Source organism: Nocardia amamiensis (genome assembly GCF_015477605.1).
Classification (GTDB): Bacteria; Actinomycetota; Actinomycetes; order Mycobacteriales; family Mycobacteriaceae; genus Nocardia; species Nocardia amamiensis_A.
On sequence record NZ_JADLQX010000003.1, the window covers coordinates 171,276 to 185,473 of the forward strand.

Sequence of the window (14,198 nt, forward strand, 5' to 3'; positions counted from 1 at the left end):
ATGGAAAGGTATTTGTGCATGCGACGCCATGTATGGCCGATCTGTGAGATCGTGTGCGCATGGCGCGGCCCGATCTGAATTTGCTGGTCACCCTGGACGTTCTGCTCGAGGAGGGCAGCGTGACCAGGGCGGGGGAACGGCTCGCGCTCAGTCCGTCCGCGATGAGTCGTGCGCTGGCTCGATTGCGGCGAGCCACCGGCGACCCGCTGCTGGTGCGGGCCGGCCGGGAGCTGGTGCCCACGCCGCGCGCCCTGGAGCTCCGCGACCGGGTCCACGGCCTGGTCCGTGCGGCCGAAGAGGTGCTGCGGCCTGCGGAAGAGCTGGATCCAGCGACCCTGAACAGAACCTTCACCGTGCGCAGCAGCGATGGATTCGTGGAGCGGTTCGGACCCGAATTGGTGGCGGAGGTCGGTGCCGCCGCCCCCGATGTGCGGCTGCGTTTCGTGCAGAAGACGAAGAAAGATGTCGGTCCCTTACGGGATGGCAGCGTCGACTTGGAGACGGGCGTCATCGACCAGGCTCCGCCTCCCGACATCATGAGCAGCCCGCTGTTCACCGACCGATTCATCGGTGTGGTGCGCAGCGAGCACCCGCTGAGTACCGGGAAAGTCACCACCGACCGGTATGCGTCGGCACGGCACGTGCACGTCTCCCGGCGCGGGCTCACCGAGGGGCTGGTGGACGAGGCACTGCACCCGACCGGACGCCAGCGCGACATTGTGACCGTGGTGGACGGCTTCAGCGCCGCCTTGGCTCTGGCAAGAGCCTCCGATCTGGTCGCCACGGTCCCGGGACGGCATACCACCGACCTGCGGCGCGGAATGCACTCCTTCGAGTTGCCATTCCGCGCTCCGGAGGTGACGGTGTCACTGCTGTGGCACGCCCGGCTCGACGCGGACCCGGCTCACCGGTGGCTGCGCAGCCGCGTGCTCGACGTGTGCCGGCGGCAGACCGAACCCGACGTCACCTCGCCCTGATCGCCTGCGACCGTCACAGACCCTCGTCGAAGGGGTATCGGGCACCGAGGGCGGACCGATCGCCGAGACCGAAGTTCATCACCAGATCGTCGGCGACCTGGACCAGCACGTCGCGGCCCTCGACCGCGCCCGACCAGTCCAACGGCAGCGCCGAAACACCATGGATTGCACCGATCAGGTTGCCGGCGACGGCACCTGTGGAGTCGGAGTCACCGGAGTGGTTGACCGACAGCAGCAGCGCCGCGCGCACATCACCGGTCCTGGCGGCATGCAGCGCGCAGTACACCGCGATGGCCAGGCACTCCTCGGCGACCCATCCGGCGCCCACCTGCTCGACCAGCTCGGCGGCGGCCGGTTGCTCGGACAGCTCGACGGCTCGGGACAGCGCGGCCGTCGTTTCCTCGCTCGCGGGTAACGCCGTGAGTTGAGTGACCGTCTCCTGCACCGCGATCGGCAACTCGACACCACTCACCACGCGATCGACCAGCGCCGCGAACGCACCCGCGGCGATATATCCGGTCGGATGCCCGTGGGTCAACTGCGCGGCCCGTGCGGCGGCGGTGAACGCACGATCAGGCCCAAGCCCGGCGAGTCCGAATGGCGCGGACCGCATCACCGTGCCGCATCCTTTCGACTCTGGATTCACCCGACCGGCCGCACCGATCGGACGCGGTGCGAGATAACCCCGTGCCTGCTGACCGAGCCCCGACATACACGCATTCCCCGGCGCACGCACCGCATAGAGAAACGGCAGACTCACCAGCCACCCATCCGCCTGCGCCGCTGGCTCGTCCTGTCGCTGGGTTTGCAACCAGCGCAGGTACGCCCGGCGCAGCGCAGGCACCGGGTCAGCGCCCGGCTCCGACCGCAACAGCCCCTCAGCGGTGAACAAGGTCATCTGGGTGTCATCGGTGATCTGCTGCGGCGCATCCGCGATATGTTGCGGTAGAAAACCCGTCACCCCGTCGGCCCCGTACCGTTGGCGGATCTGCTCCAGCCGAAGGAACTCGATCGGCCACCCGAGCGCGTCACCGACCGCCCCACCCAGCAGAGAACCCCTGACCCGGTCGAAAACCCTCGTGTAATCCACCACGAACCCCATCATCGCATCCAGCCCACACGAACCCCACCACCGCAGCCCTCGACGTCCAGGCCGGAGAGCCCGCGTTTCCAGGGGAAGGCGGCCACCGCATATCCAGCGGCCAGCGGCATGGCAATCCGCTCGAATATTCTTGGAAGACAAGAGATTACCTGAACAGAGCGATTGTCGGGCGCCCGATATCGAAGCTGACGTGCTCATCGAGATCGGACAGGATCGTTGCATGACAACACACAAGGACCGCATGTTGCGCGGGGAGCTCTACCGCGACAACGATCCGCAACTGATCGCCGAACGCCGGTCCTGTCAGGAGCTCCTGGATCGCTTCAATGCGACGCGGTCGGGCGAGGACGACGAACGCCGCGAAATACTCGAGAAGCTGCTCGGCGCCATCGGTGCGGGCTCGTGGATCATGCCGCGCTTCCAGTGCGACTACGGCTATCTGATCCGCTTGGGTCGCAACAGCTTTCTGAGCTATGACGCGATCGTGATGGACTGCGCTCCGGTCGTTATCGGCGATGACGTATCCATCGGTCCTCGGGCTCAGCTACTGACGGCCCTGCATCCGATGCACAACCACGAGCTGCGCCGCCAACGCTGGGAGACCGCCGCTCCGATCGAGATCGGCGACAACGCGTGGCTCGGCGGCGGCGTCATCGTCTGCCCCGGCGTCACGATCGGCGCGAACACCGTCGTCGGCGCCGGTAGCGTCGTCACCAGGGATCTGCCGGCGCGGGTCTTCGCCGCGGGCAATCCGTGCCGGGTCATCCGGCAGCTGTAGGCCCGGGATCTGGTCCCCCCGTGACCGCTCCGCGTGAGCGAGCGGACCCGCGACAAGATCCCGGGCCGAAAGCTTCAGTCGCTCAGTGACTTGCGCCTCCGATCATCCACGGGTTGAAGGCGCAGGTGAGGTTCGGGTTCGCGTCCGGATCGAGGGCGCGGAGGGCGATCGAGGCCGCGCGCGGGGAGTACATGATCGTGAGGTGGTCGGACCAGTCCTCGGCACAGCCGTCCTGGAGGGTGATGTTGTGTACCGTCGCGTCCGGTCCCGGGGTGAGGAAGGTCCATTCGTAGGGGTTGGAGATCTCGTCGTGCCGGGTGCCGACGGAGGTGTACTCGACTCCGGGAACAGTGTCACCGTTTTCGTTCAATTTCGCGTAGAACCTCGATCCGACCGCCTGCTGGATATTCGCGTGGCCCACGATCGGTTCGTAGAAACCCAGGATATTGATGCCGAGATTGGTGATCAGCCGGCCCAGGGTCGCCATTCCCATCAGCGAGGTGCCGTGGTGGGTCGCTCCGAAGGTGATCAGTTTCCCTACCTTGTCGGCGCCGTCCTCGAACTTCATGTAGTGACTCGACACCGGACCGCCCTGGGAGTGCCCGATCAGGTCGACTCGATCCGCGCCGGTCTGCGCGCGCACCTGCTCGACGAAATCGCGCAATTGCCGCGCGGAATCCTCCATCGGACCGACACCGTAGCGGCCGGGCATGATCGGGCCGATGCCACCGCCCTCCAAGAGACCCGATCGACCATAATTGAAGGCGTAGACGCAGTATCCGGCTCGTGCCAACCGCGGCGAGAGATACGCGAAGGTGTCGTAGGCGTTCAGCCAGGTTCCGTGCACCAGCACGACCGGCCGCGGGTGCGCCGGGGACGGGGTGCAGTTCGGCCGGTTGGCGCCGGGTGGCGCCGCGTCGGGATGCGCCAGTCCGTGCATGAAAGCCGCTAGATAGGCGGGCATCTCAGGACCTTCGCCGATCGCGGCGGATGCGTAACTGCGCGAGGCCGAACCAGAGCTGCTGCCGGAGTCGACAATTGCCTTCGGCTGCCTGCCGTCCGGCGCCGGCCCCAGTCCCGCGTTCAGCTCCTCGACGAGTTGCTGCTCTGCGGACCTTGCGCCCGGTTCCGCGCCGGCGGCGCCGACGCCGAGGCTCATGGCGAGTGTGGTGACGCCGGCGACAACCGCGGCGGCGAATATGTGGCGACGAATTCGGTGCTTCATTGCAAGCCTTTCACGAACGTCCGTAATTAATTTGTGATACGGACGCTTTCATCCTGAACGATCGAGCGAGCACTGTCACTGCGCCACCCACATAAGTCACGAGCCGAATTTTGGCTCCGATGACAAACCGGACCGGCGTGGTTCACCGAGGTACCGGAACAGAACCGAAGTGCTATGGAGGACAGGAATCCGCAAACTCAGCCGAGGTAGCGCACAAGGCTTTCGGCGACACATGCGGGACGCTCCGCTCCCTCCACGGCGATAGTTATGCGGCGCTCGGTTTGCACGCCGCCAGGAATATCGGTCACCGAAGTGAGCGTTACCGAGCCGCGTACCCGGCTGCCGACCGGAACGGGAGTGATGAACCTGACCTTGCCGAGTCCATAATTTACGGCCATTTTCGCGCACGTCACCGACAACACTTGCTGAGTCATCGGGACGAGCAACGCGAGAGTGAGGAATCCGTGCGCGATCGTGCGCCCATACGGGCCATGCGCGGCGCGCGCAGCGTCGACGTGAATCCATTGGAAATCGCCGGTAGCCGACGCGAATTGGTCGATGCGATGCTGATCGACGGTGATCCAATCGCTGGTGCCCAGGTCTGCTCCGACCGCCGCGCGCAGGGCGTCGAAATCCTCGAACGCCCTCACGCGAACTGCTCCACGAGCTTTCGTTTGAGGATCTTGTGGCTCGGCCCGAGCGGCAGTTCCGTCACGAATTCCACCCGGCGCGGATACTTGTGCTTGGCCAAATGCTCACGCGCGAAATCGATTACCTGATCGGTGGTAATCGGACCAGAAGGAACGATCACCGCGCAGATCTCCTCGCCGTATACCTCATCCGGTATGCCGATGACCGCGACGGCGGCGATATCCGGATGCCGCAGCAACGCCGCCTCCACCTCGCTCGGATACACGTTGTACCCGCCGCGGATGATCATCTCTTTGATCCGGTCCACGATCCGGATATAGCCGTCGGCATTCTTTACGCCGAGATCCCCCGTGCGGAACCATCCGTCGACGACCGCGGCCGCCGTCGCGGCCGGATTCCCGGTATAGCCGTTGAACAAATTGTGCCCGCGGATGACCACCTCGCCGAGTTCACCGGTGGGCAGCAAGGTGATGCGCCGCGGCTCGTCGGGATCGGCGATCTCCACCTCGACGCCCCAGATGGAGTGCCCGACGGTGCCCACCCGCGGCCCGAAATCCGGCTGGTTCACCGCCGCGGTCGGCGAAGTCTCCGACAGCCCATAGCCTTCCAGGATCCGCGCACCGAACGTCTCCTCGAACGCCTCCAGCACCGGCTGCGGCAGCGAGGCGCCACCGGAAATGCACAGCCGCAACTTCGGCAGCGCAGTCAGCTCGCGGGCGGCGGCGATCAAGCGCACGTACATTGTCGGCACACCGTGAAAAGTATTGACGCCGTGGTCGACCATGAGCCGGATCGCTTCGGCGGGGTCGAAACGCGGCATCAGCACCAGCGTGGCTCCCGCGCGCCAGGTCGAGTTCATCGAGACCGTCTGGCTGAACACGTGCGAGAGCGGCAGCGCGCCCAGCGCCACGTCGTCGACGCGTACGTCGTTGGCGTCGAAGGCATTGACCGTCGCGTTCATCACCAGGTTCAGATGACTCAGCTCGGCTCCCTTGGGCGTGCCGGAGGTGCCGCTCGTATAGAAGACGACCGCGGGGTCAGCGGGCTGGCGTGAAACATAGGACGCGATCGGCTGCGCGACCAGGGAACCCGGTTCGCGACAAGGGATTCCGACGGTCGCGGCTGCCGGGTGGCCCGACTCGGCGAACACGGGATGGCACAGCAACATCTGGGCCCGGCTATCGCGAAGCAGGTGCTCCGCCTCGCTCGAGGTGGACAGCGGGTGCACCGGGACCACCACCGCGCCCGCGGCGAGAATCGCGTAGTAGGCGATCGGGAAATCCACCACGTTCGGGCACATCAGCGCCACTCGGTCCCCGGGACGCACGCCGAGTTCGATCAACGCGGCGGCCTGCCCGCGCGCTCGATGCCACAACTCGGCGAAGGTGATTCGCTGCGATCCGTCGATCAGCGCGGTCCGGTCCGGGCGCCGCCGCGCCTGCTCGGCCAGGATGCTGGCCACCGACAGCGTCGCGTTCATACCGACCACCTGATGAATCTCGACATCGCTCTCCATAAAACTAGCAGTGCAAGTTTCCGCTTCACCGTAAGACACGGAAACCGGCGGCGCAAGCAGTACTGCGAGAATGCGAGGATCGAAAGGAGGCCCATGGCCAGACCGCGCAAGCCGCTGCTGACCCGGGCGCGCATCATCGAGACCGCGCTCGCCCTCGTGGACGCCGAAGGGCTGGCGGCCGTTTCCACCCGGCGGCTGGCCACCGAACTGGGCGTGCAGGGACCGTCGCTGTACAACCACGTCCGCACCAAGGACGACCTGATCGACGCCGTGGTCGACGCGGTGCTCGGCGAAGTCGACATCTCCATGTTCGACCAACTCTCCGCCGACAACCCGGACTGGCGATCGGCACTGCTCGCCTGGTCGCGCTCCTATCGCACCGCGATGGCCGCGCACCCCCGCATCGTCCCCGCCCTCGCAGGCGGCCCAGGGCACCGGCCGAACGCACTGCGCATGGCCGACGCGGTCTTCGGCGGACTGGTCGCAGCCGGTTGGCCGCGCCGCGAAGCCACCACCGTCGGCACGCTCATGCGCTATTTCCTCACCGGCGCGTCCCTGGGCTCGTTCGCCGGAGGATTCCCGTCCGACGCGGCCGTCTACGCCGACGCGTATCCGCATCTGAACGAGGCCCACCTGCTGGCCGATCGGCAGCAGCGGATCGATCGGGATGCCTTCGAGGTCGGCCTGGAATCGCTGCTCGACGGTTTGACGAGCCGGTACCAGCTACTTGCCGGTGGCGTGTAGCTCGATCGCCACCAGCAGATCGACCAGATCCTCGACACTGCGCACATTCCGTCCGGTGAGCTCCTGGACGCGGCGCAGCCGATACTTGGCGGTGTTGTGGTGGATGCGCAACGCATCCGCAGCGTCCCGCAGATTCATGTCGGCGGCGGCGAAGGCACGGATGGTCTCGGCCAGCACGCCGCCGCGAGCGCTGTCGTCGGAAAGCAGCGCGCGGATTCGCGAGTCGACCAGCCGCCGCGCGGTGTCGTCGGCACGCAACATCAGATACCGGAAGGGCGTGATGCACGGCAGCGCCATGAGGCCGCCGTCCTCGGGTAGCAGTTCCAGCGCGGCACGTGCCTGCTGATATGCCTGGGGGATTTCTCCGATGTCGGTGACGACCGCGCTGACTCCGATGCCGAGCGTGATGCCCTCCCCACGCAATCGTTCCGCCATCGCACGCAGCCGGTCGCACAACTCCGCGGCGGTGCCGCTGCGGCCGAGCGCGGGTACCGCGACGATGTCGGACCCGCGCACCACCGACAGTGTGCGCAGCCCGTTGACGCCAGCGCGTGCGATCGCCGCGGATGCGAGATGCCTGGCCTGCATAACGGATTCGGATGTCACGCACCGGCCGTGGCCACGGCCGGTCACCTTCAGCACGACCGCGTCGACGACGACCATGGGCGTGGACTTCGCAAGGCCGATCCCGTGGCCCTGCGCCGTGGTCAGTAGCGAGCCGCGCTCGGGCAGCGCACCATCGAGAAGGCTTTCCATCAGGTGCGCGCTGTCCCAGCTCGGTTCCGCGGCAATGTACTGCTGGAACTCCAGATATGCGTTGGCCGCCTGGGTGCTGATCAGATCGCAGTACCGCGCCAGCGGCGTGACCATCGATAGGGCTGCCTCGCGCCCCGCCTCCGAATGTCCGGCATGGGCAACCAGCGACTTCCACACCGCCTGCTGACCCAGCCGGAACGCGTTGATGTAATCCACCAGGGTGATCCCCGACTGGGCACGGCGGGCAGCCGCGCGCCGGGTGGAGGCGACGTCGTCGATCGTGACCTTGCGCCGTTCCAGCAGTGCGCCGAATCCGGTCCGGCACAGCTGGGCCACCTGGTCGTGCACATCGGCCTGGAAGCTCAGATCACGGGCGGCGTACGCGGGAATCTGGGCGATGATGGCGGACATCCCGGCATCGGCCATGTCGTCGGCGTGGTCGAACAATTTGCTGATGATCCGCGTCCGCTCGGCCAGCACGCTCGCCGAACCCATCGCGCCGATCGAGTGTGATCTAGCTGACATATCGGGCATGCTCCATGGCCCTGACCGGATATGTCAACCGATCCGCCGTGCTCCCGGAGTGTCCGCAACGGACAAACCGGACGCCGGAGATTGGGCCACCACGCCCAATGTGCATCTTAATCTGCAAATTTACGCTGACCACGTTCTACACGCCGGTCACCCGACGGCGCTGTCCCCGCACTGAATGACACCCACGTCCGCGAGCGGACGCGGGCCGGAGGACGCATGCTCGAGATAACCAACCTCACTGTCCGCTTCGGCGGCATCACCGCCCTGCAGGAGGTCGGGTTCCACGTCGATCCCGGCGAGATGGTCGGACTCATCGGGCCCAACGGCGCGGGCAAGACGACGCTGTTCAACTGCCTGACCCGGCGTTATCAGCCCACCACGGGCACCATCCGGTATCAGGATCGTGACTTGCTGACGGCGGCACCGCACGCCCTCGCCGGACTCGGCATCGCCCGGACCTTCCAGAATCTCGGGCTGTTCCCGCGCATGTCGGTCCGGGACAACGTGCTGGTCGGCGCGCACCACCGCGCCGGGGCCGGATTCGTCGCCGCGGGTCTGCGACTTCCTCGGGTGCGGCGCGAGGAGCGCGAGTTGCGTACGCAGGTCGATGCGCTGCTGACCCGGTTGGACCTCGCCGAGGTGGCCGATCAGCCGGCCGCCGGGCTCCCCTTCGGCACACTCAAGCGGATCGAGCTGGCCAGGGCCCTGGCCGTGCGGCCACGGCTGCTGCTGCTCGACGAACCGGTCAACGGGCTCAGTCACGGCGAGGTCGGCGAGTTCGCCGACCGATTGCGGGCCCTGCGCGCCGAGCTGGACCTCACCGTGATCGTCGTCGAGCACCACATGGGCTTCGTCATGGGAACCTGCGAGCGCGTGGTGTGCCTGGAGTTCGGCCGGGTGATCGCCGCAGGCAAACCCGAAGAGGTGCAGCGCGATCCGGCCGTCATCCGCGCCTACCTGGGGACGGCGGCATGAGCGCGTTTCTCACCGTCACCGACCTGCACGCGGGCTACGGGGGCGCGAAAGTCTTGCACGGCTTGACCTTCGAGGTAGCCGAGGGGCAGATCTGCGCGATCCTCGGCCCCAACGGGGCCGGGAAGACCACACTGCTGCGCGCCCTGTGCGGCATGGTCAAGGCCCGCGGCACCGTGCGCCTCGACGGCGTCGAGGTCGCGGGACGTGCACCGGAGGCCATGGCCAGAACCGGTGTCGCGCACGTGCCCGAGGGACGCGGGACATTCCTGCCACTGACCGTCGAGGAGAATCTGCGGCTCGGCGCTTACCGGCACAGCGATCGGGTACGTATCGAAGCCGATCTGCAGCGGGTCCTCGACTACTTCCCGGTCCTGAAGGACCGGCTGCGCGAGCCCGCGGGCGGACTGTCCGGCGGGCAGCAACAGATGCTGGCCATCGGCCGGGCGCTCATGCTGCGCCCACGGCTGCTGCTGCTGGACGAGCCGTCGTTGGGCCTCGCCCCCCTGGTCACCCAGGAGCTCTTTCAGATCGTGCACACCATCAATGAAGAGGAACGCACCACCGTGATCGTCGTCGAGCAGAACGCTCACCTAGCGCTGGAGACCGCACATCACGCGCACGTCCTGGAATCCGGCCGAATCGTCCTGTCCGGCACCGCAGCCGAGATCCGCGCCGACGAGCAGGTCGCGCAGTCCTACCTCGGATACCGGATCTGACCATGACCGGATTCCTACAGCAGATCATCGAAGGTCTCTCCGCCGGAGCCATTTACGCCGGACTCGCGCTGGCACTGGTACTCATCCACCGGTTCACCGGGATAGTGAACTTCGCCCAGGGCGAGCTCGCCATGTTCTCGGCTTTTCTGGCCTGGCAGTTCACCCAGTTCGGCATGCCGTTCTGGCTGACGCTGATCGCCACGCTGGCAGTGTCTTTCGCCGGCGGAATGCTGATCGAGCGGGTGATCATCCGGCCGGTCGAGGGCGCGCCCGAATTGACGCTGGTGATCGTGACGGTCGGCTTGTTCTTCTTCGTCAACGCGGCGGCGGGCTGGATCTGGTCCTTTCAGGTGAAGTCGTTCCCGAATCCATTTCCCGAGGGCGCGCTGCGCGTCGGAGGGGTCTCGGCCGGATACGGCAGCCTAGGCGTGGTAGCCGTGGTCGGCGTGGTGATGGGGCTGCTGTACCTGCTGTTCCGCTACACCAAGATCGGGCTGGCGATGCGTGCGGTCGCGTGTAATCCCCAGTCCGCCAGGCTGGTCGGCATCCGGGTCGGCACGGTGCTCGCGCTCGGCTGGGGCCTTGCCGCCCTCGTCGGTGCGGTGTCCGGAGTGCTGTCGGCGCCGCTGCTCTTCCTGGAGCCCAACATGATGGGCGGAGTGCTGATCTACGCCTTCGCGGCGGCGACGCTCGGCGGATTCGACAGCCCGGGCGGCGCGGTAGCCGGCGGGCTGATCGTCGGCGTCGCCGAGACCCTCACCGGCGCCTACCTGGACGTCATCGGAACCGAACTGAAGATCGGCGTGCCGCTGGTGATCATCCTCGGTGTCCTGCTGCTGCGCCCGCAGGGTCTGTTCGGCCGACCAGCGGTGGAAAGGGTATAAGCGACATGCAAACTCCGAACACCATGACCAATTCGTCCTACACGGATGACGAGCCCAGCCGAGCCACACCGCCTTTCACGAAGAGGTCGGGTTTGCTCGAACTGGTGACTTCGCACCGGCAGACGCTGGCGATCGCCGCCCTGCTGGTCCTCGCCTGCTCCGCGCCGTTCCAGCTGGTGCCGTTCCGCACCTTCCAGCTCGCGATGGCGATGATCTACGCGATCGCGCTGCTCGGCCTGAATCTGCTGGTCGGCCACACCGGCCAGATTTCGCTGGGGCACGGCGCCTTCTTCGGTGTCGGCGCATACAGCGCGGCCGTGTTGATGGACCGCTGGGACGCACCGTATCTCGCCACGATTCCGGTCGCCGCGGCGGTGACGTTCGCGCTGGGACTCGCCCTCGGGGTACCCGCGCTGCGGTTGCGCGGACTGTATCTGGCACTGGTCACCCTCTCCATTGCGATCTTCCTGGTCCCGCTCCTGAAACGCGGCGAATTCCTCACCGGCGGTTCGATGGGCCTGACGCTCGCCAAGCCGACCGCACCGGCGTGGACGGGCCTGGCCGAGGACCAGTGGCTGTACTTCCTCGCGCTGGTCACCATGGCTGTGAGCTTCCTGCTGGTCGCCGGAATCCTACGGTCCCGAGTAGGCCGGGCTCTGCACGCCATTCGCGACAACGAGATCGCCGCCGAGGTGATGGGAGTGCGCCTGGCGTTCTACAAGACCCTCGCCTTCGCCTTCAGCGCGATGCTCGCCGGGGTGGCGGGCTGCGTCTACACCTGGGTGATCGGGTTCGTCTCCCCCGACTCGTTCGCGATCGGACTGTCGGTCACCCTGCTGGCCGGGCTGGTCGTCGGCGGGCTCGGTTCGTACTGGGGACCTGTGCTCGGCGGACTGTTCGTGATGTACGTGCCGAGCTTCGCCCAGGACGTCAACCAGGCCGCCCCAGGCGTCACCTTCGGACTGCTGATCATCGCGGTCATGTACCTCGCGCCGAACGGATTGGCCGGACTCGCCGGCCGGGCGGCGCGCTGGCTCGTACACCTCGTTCGGAAAGGGAAAACCAATGCGCACTAGAGCGATCCGCGCCGCAGGAGTCGCGGCTGCCGTTCTGCTCGCGGTCACCGCCTGTGGCGGCCGCGGCGACGACGGCGGCAGCGTCGGACAGGGCGACTGCCGGGGTCAGCAGACCACGGGCATCACCGATACCAGTATCAAACTCGGCGGGATCTATCCGCTGTCCGGGCCCGCGTCCGCGTACGGCGAGATACCGAAGGGTGTCCGCGCCTACTTCGACTACATCAACGCGGAGCAGAGCGGGATCAACGGCCGCAAGGTCGAATACCTGGTGCGCGACGACGGCTACCAGCCACCCAAGACCGTGGAGGAGACCCGCAGGCTGGTCGAACAGGACCAGGTGTTCGCTCTCTTCCAGACGCTCGGCACGCCGACCTCCTCGGCGGTGTGGGACTACCTGAACCAGCGCAAGGTACCGCAGGTGTTCGTGGCGGGCGGCGCGACGAAGTGGGGCGCGGATGACCAACATCCGTGGACCATCGGCTGGCAGCCGAGCTACCGGACCGAAGCACTCGCATTCGCCCAGTACGTGCGCCAGCAGCGGCCGAACGCGACCGTGGCCGTGCTCTACCAGAACGACGACTTCGGGAAGGATCTGCTGACCAACTTCACCAAGGCCGTGGCGGGCAGCGGCGTCACGGTGGTCGCCGAGCAGAGCTACGAGGTCACCGATCCCACCGTGGATCCACAGGTGCGCAACCTGGCTTCCTCGAAAGCCGATGTGCTGCTGAACTTCTCCACGCCCAAGTTCGCCTCGCAGGCACTCGCGGCCGAGGCGCGCAACACCGACTGGAATCCGCTGCATATCGTCTCGCAGGTCGCCAACACCCTCACCGTGTTGAAGCCGGTCGGCTTCGAGAACGTGCAGGGCGTGGTGTCGGCGTCATTCGTCAAGGACCCGGCCGACCCGCAGTGGACGACCGACTCGGCGATGCGCGCCTACAAGGAGAAGCTGGCGAAGTACGCGCCGGGCATCGACCCGACCAACCAGTACACGATCTTCGGCTGGGCGGCCGCGGAGAGCTTCCACAAGACCATGGCGGCCGCGAAATGCCCGACCCGCGAAGGCCTTCGCGACTCCATGCGCGCGCTGAACAACGTCGGCGTCGACCTGCTGCTGCCCGGCGTCAAGCTCTCGACCGGCCCCGGCGACGCCTTCCCGATGGAGGCGGTGCAGCTCATGCGATTCGAGGGCGATCACTGGGTGCTCACCGGCGAAGTCATCCAGACCGGCAAGTAGGCACTCCCCCGAGCCCGCCCCGGAGCTCTCCGGGGCGGGCTCGGCGCGGTCACCCAGTGGGTCACATAGGCGGCGGCCACGGCATCGCGGCAATCTTCGAGCGCTATCGCGATGTCAGCTGATCACTCGGCGGTGCTGAGCGAGTTCGCGCTCCGCTGCCGACGGGCCGCGGAGAGGCGCCGCCCGATGACGCCCTGGCGCGGCGCGAACAGGTAGACGGCGGTGAAGGCGAGGCCCTGGACGACGACGACCATGCCGCCCGGCGCGGTGTCGAGGTGGTAGCTCACGTACAGACCCGTCACCGCACAGGCCACCGAGACGGTCGGGGCGATGATCAGCATGCGGCCGAAACGGTCGGTGAGCAGGTAGGCGGTCGCTCCCGGGATGATGAGCATGGCGACCACCAGAACGACGCCGACCGCTTGGAGGGCGACGACAGCCGTCAAGGCCAAGAGGCCGAGCAGGGCGGTGCCGAGCAGCCGGGGACTGAGGCCGATGGCGTGCGCGTGCGTGGGATCGAAGGCATACAGCGTGAAATCGCGGCGTTTGAGGATCAGCGCGGCGAGGGTGATAGCCGCGAGAAGCACGACCTGGATGAGCTCGCCACGGCTGACGCCGAGCAGGTTGCCGAACACGATGTGGTTGAGGTCGGTCTGGCTGGGCGTCACCGACACGAGCACCAGCCCGAACGCGAACAGTGTGGTGAAGACGATGCCGATGGCGGCGTCCTCTTTGATCCGGCTGGTGTCGCGGACCACCCCGATCAGCGCGACCGCCAGGAACCCGAACACGATCGCGCCCACCGCGAACGGCAGCCCGACGATGTAGGCCAGCACCACACCGGGCAGCACCGCATGGGAGACCGCGTCGCCCATCAACGACCACCCGATGAGAACCAGCCAGCAGGACAACACCGCGCACACCACCGCCGCCGTCACGGTGGTCGCCAGCGCGCGCACCATGAATTCGTAGCGCAGGGGGTCGATGAAGAATTCAGTCGGATTCATTGGTCTGTCTCGCGCTC

At 66.8% G+C, this 14,198-nt stretch carries 14 protein-coding genes; 8 read left to right on the forward strand and 6 right to left on the reverse strand.

Annotation, left to right across the window (positions count from 1 at the left end; genetic code table 11):
- Window positions 1-59: 59 nt before the first annotated feature.
- The gene (locus tag IU459_RS05370; protein ID WP_195128337.1) at window positions 60-977 is read left to right on the forward strand and encodes a LysR family transcriptional regulator; all 918 of its coding nucleotides are present in this window, start codon (window positions 60-62) and stop codon (window positions 975-977) included.
- A 13-nt stretch (window positions 978-990) separates the two neighbouring features.
- On the opposite strand, the gene IU459_RS05375 is transcribed toward IU459_RS05370, so the two are convergent.
- Window positions 991-2,070 carry an ADP-ribosylglycohydrolase family protein gene (locus IU459_RS05375; RefSeq protein WP_324198749.1) on the reverse strand — a complete coding sequence of 360 codons (1,080 nt, stop codon included), beginning with the start codon at window positions 2,068-2,070 and terminating at the stop codon, window positions 991-993.
- A 229-nt stretch (window positions 2,071-2,299) separates the two neighbouring features.
- On the opposite strand from IU459_RS05375, the gene IU459_RS05380 reads away from it, so the two are divergent.
- Entirely contained in the window at window positions 2,300-2,857 is a 558-nt protein-coding gene (locus IU459_RS05380; protein WP_195128339.1) for a sugar O-acetyltransferase, read from the forward strand.
- A gap of 82 nt (window positions 2,858-2,939) precedes the next feature.
- Here IU459_RS05380 and IU459_RS05385 read toward each other — a convergent pair whose 3' ends face one another.
- The 3 genes from IU459_RS05385 to IU459_RS05395 all read right to left on the reverse strand — a co-directional run bounded on the left by IU459_RS05385 (window position 2,940) and on the right by IU459_RS05395 (window position 6,213).
- Complete coding sequence (locus IU459_RS05385) at window positions 2,940-4,082, reverse strand: alpha/beta fold hydrolase (protein ID WP_195128340.1); 1,143 nt, start codon at window positions 4,080-4,082, stop codon at window positions 2,940-2,942.
- Between the two features lie 197 nt (window positions 4,083-4,279).
- Window positions 4,280-4,732, reverse strand: coding sequence for a MaoC family dehydratase (locus tag IU459_RS05390; protein WP_195128341.1), 453 nt, complete (start codon window positions 4,730-4,732; stop codon window positions 4,280-4,282).
- The gene (locus IU459_RS05395; RefSeq protein ID WP_195128342.1) at window positions 4,729-6,213 is read right to left on the reverse strand and encodes a long-chain-fatty-acid--CoA ligase; all 1,485 of its coding nucleotides are present in this window, start codon (window positions 6,211-6,213) and stop codon (window positions 4,729-4,731) included. Before IU459_RS05395 ends, IU459_RS05390 begins: the two co-directional genes overlap by 4 nt.
- Before the next feature lie 129 nt (window positions 6,214-6,342).
- Between IU459_RS05395 and IU459_RS05400 the strand changes: the two genes are divergently transcribed.
- A complete protein-coding gene (locus tag IU459_RS05400) occupies window positions 6,343-6,993 on the forward strand; it encodes a TetR/AcrR family transcriptional regulator (RefSeq protein WP_195128343.1) in 651 nt (216 codons plus the stop codon).
- Here IU459_RS05400 and IU459_RS05405 read toward each other — a convergent pair.
- Window positions 6,973-8,274 (reverse strand): PucR family transcriptional regulator, encoded by a 1,302-nt coding sequence (locus IU459_RS05405; protein WP_228837414.1) that lies wholly within the window; start codon window positions 8,272-8,274, stop codon window positions 6,973-6,975. The two genes, IU459_RS05400 and IU459_RS05405, sit on opposite strands and share 21 nt — an antisense overlap.
- Before the next feature lie 225 nt (window positions 8,275-8,499).
- Here IU459_RS05405 and IU459_RS05410 point away from each other — a divergent pair, with 225 nt between their 5' ends.
- The 5 genes from IU459_RS05410 (at window position 8,500) to IU459_RS05430 (ending at window position 13,174) form a co-directional block, all read left to right on the forward strand.
- On the forward strand, window positions 8,500-9,258 hold the full coding sequence (locus IU459_RS05410) for an ABC transporter ATP-binding protein (RefSeq protein WP_195128344.1): 759 nt from the start codon (window positions 8,500-8,502) through the stop codon (window positions 9,256-9,258).
- Window positions 9,255-9,974 (forward strand): ABC transporter ATP-binding protein, encoded by a 720-nt coding sequence (locus IU459_RS05415; protein ID WP_195128345.1) that lies wholly within the window; start codon window positions 9,255-9,257, stop codon window positions 9,972-9,974. The genes IU459_RS05410 and IU459_RS05415 overlap by 4 nt, the downstream gene beginning before the upstream one ends.
- Window positions 9,975-9,976: 2 nt before the next feature.
- A complete protein-coding gene (locus IU459_RS05420; RefSeq protein WP_195128346.1) occupies window positions 9,977-10,858 on the forward strand; it encodes a branched-chain amino acid ABC transporter permease in 882 nt (293 codons plus the stop codon).
- Between the two features lie 104 nt (window positions 10,859-10,962).
- Entirely contained in the window at window positions 10,963-11,934 is a 972-nt protein-coding gene (locus IU459_RS05425) for a branched-chain amino acid ABC transporter permease (protein ID WP_324198750.1), read from the forward strand.
- Entirely contained in the window at window positions 11,924-13,174 is a 1,251-nt protein-coding gene (locus IU459_RS05430) for an ABC transporter substrate-binding protein (protein WP_195128347.1), read from the forward strand. The genes IU459_RS05425 and IU459_RS05430 overlap by 11 nt, the downstream gene beginning before the upstream one ends.
- A 122-nt stretch (window positions 13,175-13,296) precedes the next feature.
- Here IU459_RS05430 and IU459_RS05435 read toward each other — a convergent pair whose 3' ends face one another.
- The gene (locus tag IU459_RS05435; protein ID WP_195128348.1) at window positions 13,297-14,181 is read right to left on the reverse strand and encodes a metal ABC transporter permease; all 885 of its coding nucleotides are present in this window, start codon (window positions 14,179-14,181) and stop codon (window positions 13,297-13,299) included.
- Between the last annotated feature and the right edge of the window lie 17 nt (window positions 14,182-14,198).

Excerpts from the sequence above, each read along its gene's own strand:
- IU459_RS05370 (WP_195128337.1), top strand. The coding sequence starts at position 60 with ATGGCGCGGCCCGATCTGAATTTGCTGGTCACCCTGGACGTTCTGCTC.
- IU459_RS05380 (WP_195128339.1), top strand. The coding sequence starts at position 2,300 with ATGACAACACACAAGGACCGCATGTTGCGCGGGGAGCTCTACCGCGAC.
- IU459_RS05385 (WP_195128340.1), bottom strand. The coding sequence starts at position 4,082 with ATGAAGCACCGAATTCGTCGCCACATATTCGCCGCCGCGGTTGTCGCC.
- IU459_RS05395 (WP_195128342.1), bottom strand. The coding sequence starts at position 6,213 with ATGAACGCGACGCTGTCGGTGGCCAGCATCCTGGCCGAGCAGGCGCGG.
- IU459_RS05400 (WP_195128343.1), top strand. The coding sequence starts at position 6,343 with ATGGCCAGACCGCGCAAGCCGCTGCTGACCCGGGCGCGCATCATCGAG.
- IU459_RS05405 (WP_228837414.1), bottom strand. The coding sequence starts at position 8,274 with ATGTCAGCTAGATCACACTCGATCGGCGCGATGGGTTCGGCGAGCGTG.
- IU459_RS05410 (WP_195128344.1), top strand. The coding sequence starts at position 8,500 with ATGCTCGAGATAACCAACCTCACTGTCCGCTTCGGCGGCATCACCGCC.
- IU459_RS05415 (WP_195128345.1), top strand. The coding sequence starts at position 9,255 with ATGAGCGCGTTTCTCACCGTCACCGACCTGCACGCGGGCTACGGGGGC.
- IU459_RS05420 (WP_195128346.1), top strand. The coding sequence starts at position 9,977 with ATGACCGGATTCCTACAGCAGATCATCGAAGGTCTCTCCGCCGGAGCC.
- IU459_RS05430 (WP_195128347.1), top strand. The coding sequence starts at position 11,924 with ATGCGCACTAGAGCGATCCGCGCCGCAGGAGTCGCGGCTGCCGTTCTG.
- IU459_RS05435 (WP_195128348.1), bottom strand. The coding sequence starts at position 14,181 with ATGAATCCGACTGAATTCTTCATCGACCCCCTGCGCTACGAATTCATG.